The sequence below is a fragment of the Mycobacterium sp. genome (genome assembly GCF_039583785.1).
Lineage (GTDB): Bacteria > Actinomycetota > Actinomycetes > Mycobacteriales > Mycobacteriaceae > Mycobacterium.
The window spans coordinates 1-13,823 of the sequence record NZ_JAVKSG010000079.1 but is presented as its reverse complement, the minus strand read 5'-3'; the positions used below and the strand labels follow the sequence as shown (position 1 = coordinate 13,823).

Below are 13,823 nucleotides of genomic sequence, written 5' to 3'. Positions count from 1 at the left end.
GAGCTATCTTCGAGGCCGTTCTTGACGTGGATGACGACGCTTCCGCGCTCGAGTGGGTGACCACCTGAGAAGAGCTTGTGGTTCTGCTCACCGACTGGCCGGCGGGTTGAGGTGGCGTACCTGAATAAACACATCATCACGTCAGGTCACCGGAGATATGCGTGATTGATTGTGGGCACGGGCGCCGGCCGCAGCGCCGGGGCAAGGACGATTACTCCAGGGTCGTCCGCAGGTCGGCTTGGTCCGACGGAGCCATAATGACCTCATCCATCGCGTGCTGTTCCTCGTACGTGATGCAGTCGGGGGCAAGTTTATCGCCGTTGGGCGTGATTACGACGATTCAGGTGACGAGGGCCAACGCATGCGTGCGTCGCAGCTTGCCGGACGGCGTCTTCGGGATCATGCCGGGCTGAAGCACCATCACATTGCGGGGCCGGACATCGACCTCGGCGAACACCTCGTGTGCCACCTGATGTTCGATGCGGCGCACCTGCGCCGGGTCGTCGTACTCCTTGGACTCCACCGCCACCGCGAACGTCTCCCTCGAATGCCCGGCGTCGAGCCGCACCGCCACAGAGCAGCCCGGCCGCACCCCCGCGACGCGGCAGGCGGCGCGCTCGATGTCGGTCGGGTAGATGTTGCGCCCGGCCATGATGATCACGTCCTTGAGCCGGCCGCACACCACCACGTTGCCCGTCTCGGTGAGATAGCCCAGGTCACCGGTGTCATACCAGCCCCGCTCGTCCTGCGCGGGCAGGAATCCGGCCTCCGTGGTGTAGCCCTTGGTCACCGCGTCACCGCGCACTTCGATGACGCCGACACCGCGCGCCGCCATCACGCTGCCGTCCTCGTCGATGACGCGCAGCTCCAGGCCCGTCAGCGGCCGGCCGAGCGACACCAGGCGCCGGGTGTTTCCCCTGCTCGCCGGCACGGCGCAATGCAGGACGGCAAGCAGGTCGGCGTCCACCTCGTCGACGACCATGCCGCCGCCACACTCGGAGAACGACACCGCCACCGTTGTCTCGGCCATGCCGTAGGCGGGGATGATCGCCTCGGGCCGCAGCCCGAACGGCGCACCGGCGTCGCACAGATCCACGACGTCGAGCGGGTCGACCTGCTCGGCGCCCGACAACGCCCACCGCAGCGACGACAGGTCGTACTCGCCGGGCGTGGCCTGCCTGCGCAACCGCTTGGCGAACAGGTTGTAGGCGAAGTTCGGCGCGGCCGTCATGGTGCCGTTGTACTTGTCAATCAGCCTGGCCCACAACAACGTATCGCGCAGGAACTCCATCGGCGTGATCTTGACGAGCTCGCCGCCGCAGTACATCGGCACAGTGAGATAGCCCGTCATGCCCATGTCGTGAAAGCACGGCAGCCAACTCACGATCACGTCGGTATCGACGTCGAAGTTGCAGCCGACGATCATCGCCTCGGCGTTGGCGACGACGTTGCGGTGGGAGATCTGGACGGCTTTGGGCGACCCCGTAGACCCCGACGTCAACTGCATGAGCGCGACGTCGTCGTCGTCGGTATCGACAGGGTCGATCTCTGGGCTTTTGAGAAGGTCTTTGGCGGTCAGCACCCGCATCCCGAGCTCGCAGAGCACGGGCGCGGCGGCCATGAACGGATCCGAGACGACGACCGCCGTGGCGTCGATCATCTTGATGACGCCGGTGGTTTCCTCTGCCCAGCGCACCAGGTCGGTGCGCGGGGTGGGCTGGTGCAGCATGGTCAGGCTGGCGCCGCGCATCCAAATGCCTTGCGCGGTGGGGGCGATCTCGACCGGGGCGCCTGCCAGCACCGCGACCGCATCGCCGTGTCCGACACCGGCGGCGGCAAGGCCACCTGCAACGTGGCGGGCCTGCTGGTGCACCTCGGCCCAGGTGTGCCGGACCGGGTCGTCGGGTTCCCCGGTCACCATGCCCTTGAAACTGGACCGGGCATTGAGGAACATCGTCTCAGTAAACTGGCTCACGGCAACCCCTTTGGCTTATGCTGGATACGACGTGTGTTCTTCGTGTGAGTAACCGGGCGTATTTGCTGGCTAGGAATTTCGGAGCCGCGAGGGTTCGGCCGTCGTCGAGCGTTCTCTGGCGTCGACGATGACTGCGGAAGCGCGTGAAAACCCTTCGTATCCAACCCAGATGGTCCGTCGCTCCGGCCGGAGCGACATGCCGTGCATGTCAGGGCATGACTGTACAGTCCGATGCGCTGCGAGCACCGGGGCGCGCCGAACTCGGCACAGATCGTGACAATCGCCGATGAACCTGCCGCCCAGTTGCGAAGCCCTACACATCTACCGGATGCTGAGCGGCTTCTTGCACGGCCACCTCCTCAACGAGTTGCAGGAGGTCATCGAGCGACCCGAGGAAACCGACCACGTGCTCCGCCTCGGTCTGCACCGGCTCGCGATCACCGAATTCCCCCAACTGCGTGCGCTGGCACCAGCCCTGGCCTCCTACGACGGAGCCGCCGAACTCGACCGCTTCCTCGACCTGCTGCTCCCCGGCTGACCGCAACCATCACCCCACCCCAAGGGCCATCTCCAAGCAGCTGAGACGACGCGAATTGCGTTGTCCACCAGCGCAACTGTGATCTCTACGGGATCGTACTTGACTTCTCGTGTGTCGTTGACTGTGTTTGGCTTGTGGGCCAGCCCGACGGGAACGTCGGCCACCATGCGCCGCCACACTGCCGTGCGCAGGGCGTCCAGCAGTGCTTCCTGCCAGTCTCTTTCCGACCAGGCGGTGCGTTCGGGGGCGCGCTCGACAAGCGGAGCCCAGTCGACGGTGTCACTGTGGGTGCCGTCGGGCTGGATCACCCGCACCGTGGCGGGGTCAGTTTGCGCACTCCGCGATAGATCGTCCGGGGAGCGGGGAACACGGAGTGAAATTCGGTCAGGACTCGAGGTCGAACAGCACGGCCATGATTTCTGCCGGCGATGCCTCGATGACGACCTGACGTGACTCGGTGACAGCCATGCCGGCAATCTTGCCAGCGGACGAACCACTACGTTCTTCAGGTATGCGTCGGGCCGCAGTGAGGTCCCGACTGTCCAGCAACGGTGCTGGTTGGCTGCAATTCCACAACGAGCACGAGGGAGACAAACGTGGGCAAGAAAGCAGTCATGCCCGAGTCCGACCGCGCGTGGATGATCGACACGCTGCTGGCGCTGCTGCAGACCCCGAGCCCATCAGGGCGCACCGACGTCGTGATGCGGCTGATCGGCGAGATTTTCACCGACTGCGGCGTGCCGTTCTCGTTGACTCGTCGCGGCGCGCTCATCGCCGAGCTCCCGGGTAAGTCGGAAACCACCGACCGCGCCGTGGTCGTCCACGCCGACACGATCGGCTGCATGGTGCGCGCGTTGAAGGACAACGGTCGCCTCGAGCTGATCCCCGTCGGTACTTTTTCGGCTCGGTTCGCGACCGGGGCGCGCGTGCGCGTCTTCAGCGACGACCCGGACGAGTTCATCACTGGCACGGTGATGCCGCTCAAGGCCAGCGGTCACGCCTTCGGCGACGAGATCGACAGTCAGCCCACTGACTGGGAGCACGTCGAAGTCCGCATCGACCGCAAGGTGTCGTCACGCGAAGACCTGGTGCGGCTCGGCATCGAGGTGGGTGACTTCGTCGGATTGATCACCAGCCCCGAGCTCGCCGCCGATGGTTTCATCGTCTCGCGTCATCTGGATGGCAAGGCCGGTGTCGCGGTTGCGCTGACGCTGGCCCGGAATTTCGCCGAGCAAAAGATCGTGCTGCCGCATCGCACCACGATCATGGTCACGATCACCGAGGAAGTCGGCCACGGAGCCAGCGACGGCCTGCCGGCGGACGTCGCCGAGCTGGTGTCGGTCGACAACGCCGTGTGCGCCCCCGGCCAGCACTCCATCGAGGATGGCGTCACGATCCCGATGGCGGATCTGCACGGCCCGTTCGACTATCACCTCACCCGCAAGCTGTGTCGTCTTGCCGACGAGCAGAAGATCCCGTACGCACGAGATGTGTTCCGCTACTACCGGTCCGACGCGGCTGCGGCGATCGAGGCGGGCGCGGGCACGCGCGCCGCGCTAGTCGGCTTCGGGCTGGACGGCAGCCATGGCTGGGAGCGCACGCACATTGAGTCGCTGGAGGCGACGTACAACCTGTTGCACGCTTGGCTGCAGACACCGCTGACGTTCGCGAAGTGGGATGCTCATCCATCCGGCAAGCTGCGGGATTTCCCGTCGTCGAAGCAACCCGCTCCCAGCGAGCAGTGGGTGCCGCTGTCCCGCGGCGAACATTCCGAGCCTGGCCACGTGTCCCGGGGCTCGCACTGGCCCCCGCCTGACGTGCCCTAGTCCCGGAACCCGCCGTTCTTCCGGTGGCCACCGCTACCATCTCACTAGTCAGGCGGCAACCGCAGATGGAAGTAACCGATGAGCCGTAGCAATGTGATCGCACTACCAGTCCTCACCGCGGTAGTCCTGACGCTCGCGGGCTGCTCGCAGTCACCGGCACCGACGACGCCGCGGGCCGCGGCGGATCCGAACCCGCCGACCACCATGACAGTGGCCGCAACACCGAGAACGCCCGACGGTGCGCAGCCCCGGTTGGCGTCGAATCCCGCACAGATAGCCGACGACCTGGTCGCCGACGAACACGCACTGCGCGACCCGTCGACGGGGGAGGCCGCGCTGGTGGCGGCGGCGCATCGGCAGCAGGCGGCCTATCGGGCTCTTGGGCTACACCCGGACTGGGATGACGCCGCACGACCGCGTATCCCGGCGGCGCTGCTCGACGCCTACGACCGCAACGTCGATGCCCGCCGCGCGCTCAACGCGATAACCCCGGCCCGCACAACGTTGCCCGCGTGGCGCATCGTGCCGCCGGCCCCGGCCGATCAATTGCTGGGCTTCTATCATCAGGCCGAGGCGGAGACAGGTGTCGGGTGGAATTATTTGGCCGCAATCAATCTCGTCGAGACCCGGCTGGGCAGCATCGACGGTGTCAGCACCGCTGACGCACAGGGCCCCATGCAGTTCCTGCCGGCGACGTTCGCGGCCTACGGCCAGGGCGGCGACATCCACTCGCCGCACGACAGCATCATCGCAGCCGGCCGCTATCTGGCCGCCAACAACTTCGTCAACGACCACGATCACGCCATCTACCGGTACAACCACGCCGGCGATTACGTGCGCGCGGTGAACCAGTATGCCGCGCTGATCGGGGGCGACCCCGCCGCGTTTACCGGTTACTACCGATGGGACGTCTACTGCCGGACGACCTCTGGAGATGTGTTGCTGCCCATCGGGTATGTTGCGACATCTCCGATTCCGGTTGCGGACTACGTCGCGACGCACCCGCAATGAGTCGGGTTGTCAGGCCGTAGCTGTTCACCGCAGCACAAACGTGGTGACCACAACACCCGACGTTCGACCATGATTCGTCGCCTATCCTGGCCCGAATGGTCGAGCCGTCCGTCGCAGATCTGCGTCAGCAGTTGGACCGTCTGACGCTTCGAGATGCGGCACGTCTAGGCAGACGGCTGAAGAATCTGCGCGGTGCGGGCCCCGAGCAGCTGGCCCACCTCGCCGACCAGATCGCCGCGGCCGAGAGTCTGGTCGCCGCCCGGCAGGCCGCCGTTCCCGCGATTGCCTACCCAGACCTGCCTATCAGCGCGCGGCGTCCGGAGATTGCCGACGCCATTCGGGCGCATCAGGTGGTCGTGGTCGCCGGCGAGACCGGATCGGGCAAGACGACGCAGCTGCCCAAGATCTGCCTGGAGATGGGTCGCGGCATCCGCGGGATGATCGGGCATACCCAGCCTCGCCGGCTCGCCGCGCGCACCGTGGCCCAGCGCATCGCCGACGAGCTGGGCGGACCGCTGGGTGAGGCCGTCGGATACACCGTCCGATTCAACGACCGGGTCAGCGACCGCACCCTGGTGAAGCTGATGACCGACGGCATTTTGCTCGCCGAGATTCAGCGCGACCGTCAGCTGATGCGCTACGACACCCTGATCATCGACGAGGCCCACGAGCGCAGTCTCAACGTCGACTTTCTGCTGGGCTACCTGCGCGAGCTACTGCCGCGCCGCCCCGACCTCAAGCTGATCGTCACATCGGCGACGATCGAGCCGCGGCGTTTCGCCGACCACTTCGGCGGCGCACCGGTGGTCGAGGTTTCTGGCCGCACCTACCCGGTGGAGATCCGGTACCGACCGCTGGAAGTGGTGGTTTCGGCTGGTGCACGAAACAATCCAGACGATCCCGACGACGAGATCGTTCGAACCGAGACCCGCGACGAGGTCGAGGCGATCGTGGATGCGATTCACGAACTCGAGACGGAGCCGCCCGGCGACGTCTTGGTGTTCCTGTCTGGCGAACGCGAAATCCGGGACACCGCGGAGGCTTTGAGCGACCTGAAGCACACCGAAGTACTTCCGCTGTATGCCCGGCTGCCCACGGCCGAGCAGCAGAAGGTCTTCGCGCCGCACACCGGGCGCCGCGTCGTGTTGACAACCAACGTCGCCGAGACATCGTTGACCGTGCCGGGCATCCGGTATGTCGTGGACCCGGGCCGCGCGCGCATTTCGCGCTTCAGCCGGCGGCTGAAAGTGCAGCGGCTGCCCATCGAACCGATTTCGCAGGCCTCCGCCCAGCAGCGAGCCGGCCGGTGTGGGCGGGTCGCACCGGGTGTGTGCATTCGCCTGTATGCCGAACAGGACTACGCAACGCGCCCGCGCTACACCGACCCCGAGATCCTGCGGACGAACCTGGCGGCGGTGCTCTTGCAGATGGCGGCGCTCGAATTGGGCGACGTGGAGCAGTTCCCGTTTCTGGATCCACCGGACCGCCGTAGCATCCGCGACGGTGTGCAACTCCTACAGGAGCTCGGCGCCTTCGACCAGCAGGGCAAGATCACCGACATCGGACGGCGCCTGGCGCGGCTGCCCGTCGACCCGAGGTTGGCACGGATGATCGTGGCGTCCGAAAGCGAAGCAAGTGCACGTGAGGTGCTGGTGGTGGCCGCGGCACTGACGATTCCCGACCCGCGAGAGCGGCCCGCCGAACGCGAAGAGGCCGCCCGCCAGAGCCACGTTCGATTCGCTGACGAGCACTCCGACTTCATCTCGTACCTCAACCTGTGGCACTACCTACGTGAGCAACGGACCACGCTCTCCGGCAGTGCATTTCGTCGGATGTGCCGAAATGAGTTCCTGCACTACCTCCGCATCCGCGAGTGGCAGGACCTGGTCGGGCAGCTGCGCAGCATCGCACGCGACCTCGGTATCGTCGAATCCGATGAGCCGGCCGACGCGGCCCGGGTGCATGCCGCCTTGCTGGCCGGGTTGCTGTCGCACGTCGGGATGCGCCGCGAGGATGCGAGCGAGTTTCTGGGAGCCCGCAATTCGCGATTTGTCCTTGCCCCCGGGTCGACGCTGAGCAGGCGGCCGCCGCGCTGGGTGGTGGTCGCCGAACTCGTCGAGACGAGCCGACTGTTCGGGCGGACGGCGGCCCGCATCCAGCCGGACGTGGTCGAGCGGGTGGCCGGCGATCTCGTCCAGCGCAGCTACAGCGAACCGCATTGGGATGCCCAGCGGGGCGAGGTGATGGCCTACGAACGGGCGACGCTCTACGGTCTGCCGCTGGTCGCGCGCCGCCGCGTCGGCTACGCCCGCATCGAGCCGCCGGTCGCGCGCGACTTATTCATCAGACATGCGCTCGTCCAGGGCGAGTGGCAAACCCGCCACCACTTCCTTCGCGACAACGCCGCGCTACGCGCCGAACTCGAGGAGTTGGAAGAGCGCGCCAGGCGCAGAGATCTCCTCGTCAGCGATGACGAAGTTTTCACGTTGTACGACAGTCGAATTCCCGCCGACGTGGTCTCAGCGCGCCACTTCGACGGATGGTGGCGCAAGCAGCGGCACAAGACACCGGGACTGCTGACATTTACTCGCGACGACTTGCTGCGCAGCGATGACGCCGATGCCGACCGCCCGGATACTTGGCAGAGCCGTGACGTCGCACTGTCTCTGACCTACCGTTTCGAGCCCGGCTCCGCCGATGACGGTGTGACGGTGCACGTTCCGATCGACGTGCTCGCGCGTCTCGGCGGCGACGAGTTCGCCTGGCAAGTCCCCGCATTACGCGAGGAGTTGGTCACTGCACTGATACGAACCTTGCCGAAAGACCTGCGCCGCAACTTTGTTCCAGCCCCGGATACCGCACGAGCGATACTGGCCGCGATCGACCCGGACCGGGAGTCGCTCCTTGCCGCCATACAACGCGAATTACGCCGTCGCAGCGGCATATTGGTGCCTATCGACGCTTTCAATCTGGACAAGTTGCCGGCGCATCTACGAGTGAGCTTTGCCGTCGAATCACCTGACGGGGCCGAAGTGGCCCGCGGCAAAGATCTCACGGCGCTGCAGGAGCAACTGGCAGCGCCGGCGCGCCACGCAGTGGCCAGTGCCGTGGCAAGCGATCTGGAACGCACCGGACTGCGGGACTGGCCGGACGACGTCGACGTGTTGCCGCGCGTCGTCGAGCGCGACATCGGCGGGCGCACGGTGCAGGGCTTTCCGGCCTTCGTCGACGCCGGCACCAGCGTCGACGTGCGTGTGTTCGCCACATCTGCCCAACAAGAACGCACGCTGCGACCCGGCGTCCGCCGGCTGCTACGTCTGACCGTACCGAATCCTGTCAAATCCGTTGAGCGACAGATTGACTTACGCACCCGGCTGTTGCTGGGCACAAACCCCGACGGTTCGTTGTCGGCGCTGATCGACGACTGCGCCGATGCCGTGGTCGATGCGTCGACCATCGGTCCGGCGTGGACACGCGAAGAGTTCGTCGCGCTGCGTGAACGGGTCGGCAAGAACCTGGTGCCGGCCACCGTCGACATTGTGGGCCGGGTCGCAAAGGTACTCGCCGTGGCGCAAGAGGTGCAGTTGGCGCTGCCGAGCCGGCACCCGGACGCGCTCGCCGACATTCAGGCTCAACTGGATCGACTTCTGCCGCGGGGATTCGTCACCGTCATCGGAAGCGCACGTCTCGCCGATCTGACCCGCTATCTGACCGCGATTCGCCGCCGCCTGGAACAACTACCGAACGCGCCCAAGGCGGATCGCGATCGAATGGCGCGAGTGCACACGGTCCGGGACGCTTACGACGAACTCGTGGCTGCGCTACCGGCTGCCCGCAGAACGGACCCAGACATCGTCGATATCAGTTGGCAGATCGAGGAATTTCGCGTGAGCCTGTGGGCACAACAGCTCGGAACCACCCGCCCGGTCAGCGAACAGCGGATCTACCGGGCGATCGACGATGCCACCGCATTGTGGGCGCGGACGCAATCGCGGGCACAATGAGCTTCTCGGCCATCGGGTGGTTGGTTCTGCGCCGATGTAGGGTCCGGTTATGGCCGTCTACGCATTGAACCTGTTCGACGTTTCCGATCGTGCGAGGTACCTGGAATACGCAAAACGCTCTCCTGCGGCGGTGGAAGCCCATGGTGGCCACGTCGTGGCGCTGGGAGAGTTCCAGGACGCGATCGTCGGCGACATAGCACCGCGCCAGGTGCTGATTCTGGTGGAATGGGAGTCCAGGGAGGCCTTCGATTCGTACCGGAGCGACCCACTGCTGGAGGATCTCCACCCGCACCGCGAAGACGGCTCGTCGAACTACGTCTGGCACTTGTTCGACCGACTCGAGGATCTACGTCCAATCCTGAAGCCGAACAGTCAGGCCTAGATTCTCAGACCAGACTGGCACGAATTAGCGCCCGGCGCTGAGGATTTTGATCGCAAAGACCAGGCTGTCGCCCTTCTGAATGCCAGCTCGCGGCTGACCGTCGGGATAGCCGTCCGCGGAAGCCATCGCGACGCCGACGGTGGATCCGACCTTCTGCCCGGCGATCGCCTTCTGGAAGCCCGGCACGACGCCGTCGAGCGGGAATTGAGCCGGGGTGCCGCGCTCGTAGGCGCTGTCGAAGACTTTGCCGTCACGTCCGTTGACACCCAGGTAGCAGACCGTGACGGTCGCCGTCGGCGCCACGACCGGTCCGTTGCCGTCATGCAGGGTGTGGACCTGGGTCTGCGACACGCTGAACGGCGGCGTCACGGTGATCACCGGCGCTGCGTTGTCCGTTGATCCGGTGATTGCCACGCTGCCGGTCGCTCCGTTCAGCGTCCAGTCCGGCGGTCCGCCTTCGGCAGGCGCCTGGGTGGGGCAGCCGCGGTCCATGGTTGCAGGCGGCGACTCGGGCGCAGTCATGGCGGGCGCACTGGCCGGGCCGGTAGAGGTGTTGGGTGACGAGACCGGCTTGTCGGAGCTACATGCGGACAGCGCCAGGGCCACCGACGCGGCGCAGACGGCCAACCCAACCGTGGGGTACGTGCGCGAAAAATTCACGGTCGCCACGTTACCTGCGCGCTCTCGGTTAGTGCGCGCCTGCCAGTAGTCCGCTGACTTCTGCGTGCCGCTCTGCGCTGTGGTCGTTCATGCCCACCAGGGTTGCTGGACGCGAAAAACAGCTCGCCCGTTACTGCGTAGGGGCGGGTGTTGTCATCGGGGTGGGCGATCTCGACCACGTCGGTCAGGTGCGCCACCCAGCGGGCGAACAGCATGCCGCCGAACAAGCCGGTGACGATGTTCGCCGTGCCGTGGGTTACCGAAATCCCTACCCATGATCGAGGGCCCGGCCGCAAATCCGGGGCCATAAACGTGCCCAATGCCACACTCAACGATGACGGCGCAGCTGAGGCCGCGGCCGCGTTCCGCGATTGCGGAAAGCCGCCCACGCCCCGGTACACCACAGAGCCCACACCACGAGCAGCGGTTGAAACAGCAGCCGGGCGCCACGGGCGAGGTCAGAGTCGAGGCCGAAAGCGTCAGCATGCGTGGTGAATTCAGAAATATTCCCGGGAAATACCAGAACGAACAAGATGGCGACCACCCAGCCGATGGGCACCCTCCATCGGGTCAGCAGCATCAGACCGACCCCGAGCAGGATCTCAACGATGCCGGAGGCGACGATGACGACGTCGGCATTCAGCGACATCCAGGGCGGCACCTGGGCGCGGAAAGCCGTTCGGGCGAAACTGAGATGGCCGACCCCGGCAACAGTCAGGAAAGCGCCGAGGGCCAACCGCGCAACAGTTCGCGCCGGGTGAGGTCTCATCAGCGCATCCTTCCAGGGCAGCCGTGCTCGCTGTTCGTGTCTAAAGCCCCTCGCGCTCTTCGCCTTTTCGTGTATTCGTCGCGCAGTTCGTGTTGCACTTCTGGTGGCCCGTCTGCAGCAGCCAAGATTGCCGACAAGTGCTGCGGGGAGGGCGCATCAACCAGCGTGACATCGAGCCAACGCTGGCGCCAGTTGCACCGCAACACATGGCCACCTGCGGTCGTGATTCGGCCCAGTCGCGTGTCTTGGGTGGGTTGACGGACACTCCGTATTCGATTCCGCCGTATTCCTACGGTGGCCTGTCGGCGGCGGAATAACAAGCGCCTCGCTTCGGCGTCTCACCGGTGATACGATTGCGGGTATGAACACGGTAACTGTGCGCGATCTACGCAACCACGGGGGAGACGTGCTCCGCCGCGTTGAGCACGGCGAGCGGATCGTGGTTACCCGCGACGGCACGCCGGTGGCCGAACTGCGCCCCTTGCCCCGTTCCAGCGCCGGCCCGATTGAACTGATTCGTCGCCGCCAGAACCTCCCACCGGTGAACCCAGAGACCCTCCGCCGCGACATCGATGACTTGATCGATCCGTCGCTGTGACCGAGGCTCCAAGAAGGGGGATGCTGGACACCTCCACGGTGATTCTCCTCGGCGAGATATCCGATCCGGCCGCACTGCCCGAAGAATCGGTGATCAGCGCGATAACCCTCGCGGAGTTGTCCGTAGGTCCACATGTCGCACACGACGACACCGAGCGCAGCGCACGCCAGCAACACCTGCAGCAGGCTGAAGCAGACTTTGACGTCGTTCCGTTCGACGGCGATTGTGGACGGGCATTTGGCGGCGTCGCCGCGGCGCTGCGCACATCGGGGCGTAAGCCGGCTGCGCGCGCCTACGACGCGCTCATAGCCGCGAGCGCCATCGCGCATGCCGTTCCGCTCTACACCTGCAATCCAGACGATTTCGCGGGTATCCCGCGATTGGAACTCCGCCCGGTCGCCCACCCGCACCATCAGTAGATCCTGCGCTGCCTCGACACAAGCGATCCTGCGCAGCGCGGGGTACAAACGTTCGCGTGGGCGATCATCGCGAGCCTCAATGCGAAACCCTGTTTCCAACGCGATCGAACCCATGGGCCAAGCACGCCTACGGGCCGAACACCTCCAGTGCGCGTTCGGAATTTAGTTGGCATGCGTGAACTTGGCTTATGCCAACAAGTTTTCGGATTTGTCCGTGCCGATCCGTCCAGATCAAGATGGTATTTCCATAAGACTCGTTACGACGCAACGATATTCGGCGCCGTCGGCTATCTGGCGGCAGCGGATGGTTCAGTCTTCGTTACCAGCCCGCTAACATGACCGATGCCGATGACAACGACGTCCGCTTGGGCCAGTTGCCGCCCCCTGCCTTTCGCGGAACAACTACAACGAAATGAACTTGGTGGTAACCGTTTTCGTGCATCCTCGGCTGGCAAACCAGGGGATGCGAACTGGCAGTTCTGGCTACCCCGAGTAACCTCAGCGCGGCTCGAACCATTCAAGCAACATTCGGCGTCGGGTGTTGCCGACGTGCGCCCACACGACCGCGGGCGAAGTGCCGCCGAGCAGCACCATCGCGGAAAAATCGGCTCTCTTGCCATGAATCCGGATGACCTCACGTGTGGTACGGGAGTTCGAGGGTGACCGGTCCGCAGACGAGCATGGTCATGGCGAGTGCGGGTTCGGCGCGTATTGCAGTGGATGTCACTGACATTCGGGGTTCGGTTATAGTCCGGCCCGGGAGAGGAGCTCAGCCGCGACTTGACCCCACACCACAGGAAGACGCGAAAGGAAGCCTATGAGAACGATCGCGTACCGAAACGCGGCAGTCGCCGGCCTGGCCGCTGTGGCGCTGACTACTGCGGGCTGCAGCAATGGCAAGAGCGTCGATGCGTCGGCGCCGCCCCAGGTCGGGATGAACGCCACCTCCACGTCTAACACCCCAGCGCAGCCCACCGAGGTGAAGCTCATCGGGGACAGCGACGTCGAAGTGACTCTGACCGGCCCGATCGCTGCCAAGTACTCCTCGGCAACCGAGAATCAGAGGGAGGCTCTCGGTAAGCCACTGACGGGTGACCGCAACGCGGGGACACGGGAGAGCGGCGTGGTATTCCAGCAGTTCCAGGGCGGCGCGATCACCGCCAAGAACGACGAGGCCGGGACGCCCGCGTATATCACCCTGGGCAAGATCCGGGAGGCCTGGAATATCCAACGCGACCCGGACGGCGCACCCGCGATCACCGGCAATAACGGTTCGGCAGGTCCGCTCGGGTACCCCATCACCGACCAGTATGCCGTCGGCGATCTGCTCGTATCGAACTTCGAGCACGGCAGCATCGAGTACAACCCGAAGACCGGCCAGGTCGAGGTGACGGTAAACGGCAAGTTCGTCCCATCCGGGCTGTAGCCCAAATCGTGCCGTGCCATGTCCGAGCTCGGAGTGACCGACGCGGCAGCACCGCCCATTGAAAGCTGAACTTTCACTCGCGTGCTGGTCAGTGATAGACCCGCTGTCGGTACTTGGAGGCAAAATGTGGCGCTATGCCATGGTTCATTGAGTTCCGGGACGACGACATCGGCTATCTGGCGTGGCTCGCCTCTCACCGCGATGGCTACGTGATC

General features: G+C 65.3%; 10 protein-coding genes and 2 pseudogenes. 8 read left to right on the top strand and 4 right to left on the bottom strand.

Features of this window, described 5'->3' with window-relative positions:
* Positions 1 to 340: 340 nt before the first annotated feature.
* Entirely contained in the window at positions 341 to 1,975 is a 1,635-nt protein-coding gene (locus tag ABDV69_RS18015; protein WP_343576821.1) for a fatty acyl-AMP ligase, read from the bottom strand.
* Between the two features lie 307 nt (positions 1,976 to 2,282).
* Between ABDV69_RS18015 and ABDV69_RS18010 the strand changes: the two are divergent.
* Positions 2,283 to 2,513, top strand: a pseudogene (locus tag ABDV69_RS18010) (TetR family transcriptional regulator); the annotation flags it as partial.
* Between the two features lie 387 nt (positions 2,514 to 2,900).
* On the opposite strand, the pseudogene ABDV69_RS18005 reads toward ABDV69_RS18010, so the two are convergent.
* Positions 2,901 to 2,981: pseudogene (locus ABDV69_RS18005) on the bottom strand (cyclase); the annotation flags it as partial.
* Positions 2,982 to 3,109: 128 nt separating this feature from the next.
* Here ABDV69_RS18005 and ABDV69_RS18000 point away from each other — a divergent pair.
* The 4 genes from ABDV69_RS18000 to ABDV69_RS17985 all read left to right on the top strand — a co-directional run bounded on the left by ABDV69_RS18000 (position 3,110) and on the right by ABDV69_RS17985 (position 9,736).
* Positions 3,110 to 4,339, top strand: coding sequence for an osmoprotectant NAGGN system M42 family peptidase (locus ABDV69_RS18000; RefSeq protein WP_343576818.1), 1,230 nt, complete (start codon positions 3,110 to 3,112; stop codon positions 4,337 to 4,339).
* Positions 4,340 to 4,417: 78 nt separating this feature from the next.
* Positions 4,418 to 5,350: a lytic transglycosylase domain-containing protein gene (locus ABDV69_RS17995; protein WP_343576816.1), complete on the top strand. Its 933-nt coding sequence runs from the start codon at positions 4,418 to 4,420 to the stop codon at positions 5,348 to 5,350.
* Between the two features lie 95 nt (positions 5,351 to 5,445).
* Positions 5,446 to 9,354, top strand: coding sequence for an ATP-dependent RNA helicase HrpA (hrpA, locus tag ABDV69_RS17990; protein WP_343576814.1), 3,909 nt, complete (start codon positions 5,446 to 5,448; stop codon positions 9,352 to 9,354).
* A 49-nt stretch (positions 9,355 to 9,403) separates the two neighbouring features.
* Positions 9,404 to 9,736, top strand: coding sequence for a DUF1330 domain-containing protein (locus ABDV69_RS17985; RefSeq protein ID WP_343576812.1), 333 nt, complete (start codon positions 9,404 to 9,406; stop codon positions 9,734 to 9,736).
* Positions 9,737 to 9,760: 24 nt separating this feature from the next.
* On the opposite strand, the gene ABDV69_RS17980 is transcribed toward ABDV69_RS17985, so the two are convergent.
* Both ABDV69_RS17980 and ABDV69_RS17975 read right to left on the bottom strand, forming a co-directional pair.
* Positions 9,761 to 10,396: an FKBP-type peptidyl-prolyl cis-trans isomerase gene (locus ABDV69_RS17980; RefSeq protein ID WP_343576811.1), complete on the bottom strand. Its 636-nt coding sequence runs from the start codon at positions 10,394 to 10,396 to the stop codon at positions 9,761 to 9,763.
* 328 nt (positions 10,397 to 10,724) lie between these two features.
* Positions 10,725 to 11,165 (bottom strand): hypothetical protein, encoded by a 441-nt coding sequence (locus tag ABDV69_RS17975; RefSeq protein ID WP_343576809.1) that lies wholly within the window; start codon positions 11,163 to 11,165, stop codon positions 10,725 to 10,727.
* A gap of 361 nt (positions 11,166 to 11,526) precedes the next feature.
* Between ABDV69_RS17975 and ABDV69_RS17970 the strand changes: the two genes are divergently transcribed.
* The 3 genes from ABDV69_RS17970 (at position 11,527) to ABDV69_RS17960 (ending at position 13,608) form a co-directional block, all read left to right on the top strand.
* The gene (locus tag ABDV69_RS17970; protein ID WP_343576807.1) at positions 11,527 to 11,763 is read left to right on the top strand and encodes a type II toxin-antitoxin system prevent-host-death family antitoxin; all 237 of its coding nucleotides are present in this window, start codon (positions 11,527 to 11,529) and stop codon (positions 11,761 to 11,763) included.
* Between the two features lie 20 nt (positions 11,764 to 11,783).
* Complete coding sequence (locus ABDV69_RS17965) at positions 11,784 to 12,182, top strand: type II toxin-antitoxin system VapC family toxin (RefSeq protein WP_343576805.1); 399 nt, start codon at positions 11,784 to 11,786, stop codon at positions 12,180 to 12,182.
* A gap of 817 nt (positions 12,183 to 12,999) precedes the next feature.
* Positions 13,000 to 13,608, top strand: coding sequence for a hypothetical protein (locus tag ABDV69_RS17960; RefSeq protein ID WP_343576802.1), 609 nt, complete (start codon positions 13,000 to 13,002; stop codon positions 13,606 to 13,608).
* The last annotated feature ends 215 nt before the right edge of the window (positions 13,609 to 13,823 follow it).

Bases quoted from the DNA above. Each gene is read 5' to 3' on its own strand.
- ABDV69_RS17995 (WP_343576816.1), top strand. From the start codon at position 4,418: ATGAGCCGTAGCAATGTGATCGCACTACCAGTCCTCACCGCGGTAGTC.
- hrpA (WP_343576814.1), top strand. From the start codon at position 5,446: ATGGTCGAGCCGTCCGTCGCAGATCTGCGTCAGCAGTTGGACCGTCTG.
- ABDV69_RS17985 (WP_343576812.1), top strand. From the start codon at position 9,404: ATGGCCGTCTACGCATTGAACCTGTTCGACGTTTCCGATCGTGCGAGG.
- ABDV69_RS17975 (WP_343576809.1), bottom strand. From the start codon at position 11,165: ATGAGACCTCACCCGGCGCGAACTGTTGCGCGGTTGGCCCTCGGCGCT.
- ABDV69_RS17970 (WP_343576807.1), top strand. From the start codon at position 11,527: ATGAACACGGTAACTGTGCGCGATCTACGCAACCACGGGGGAGACGTG.
- ABDV69_RS17965 (WP_343576805.1), top strand. From the start codon at position 11,784: ATGCTGGACACCTCCACGGTGATTCTCCTCGGCGAGATATCCGATCCG.
- ABDV69_RS17960 (WP_343576802.1), top strand. From the start codon at position 13,000: ATGAGAACGATCGCGTACCGAAACGCGGCAGTCGCCGGCCTGGCCGCT.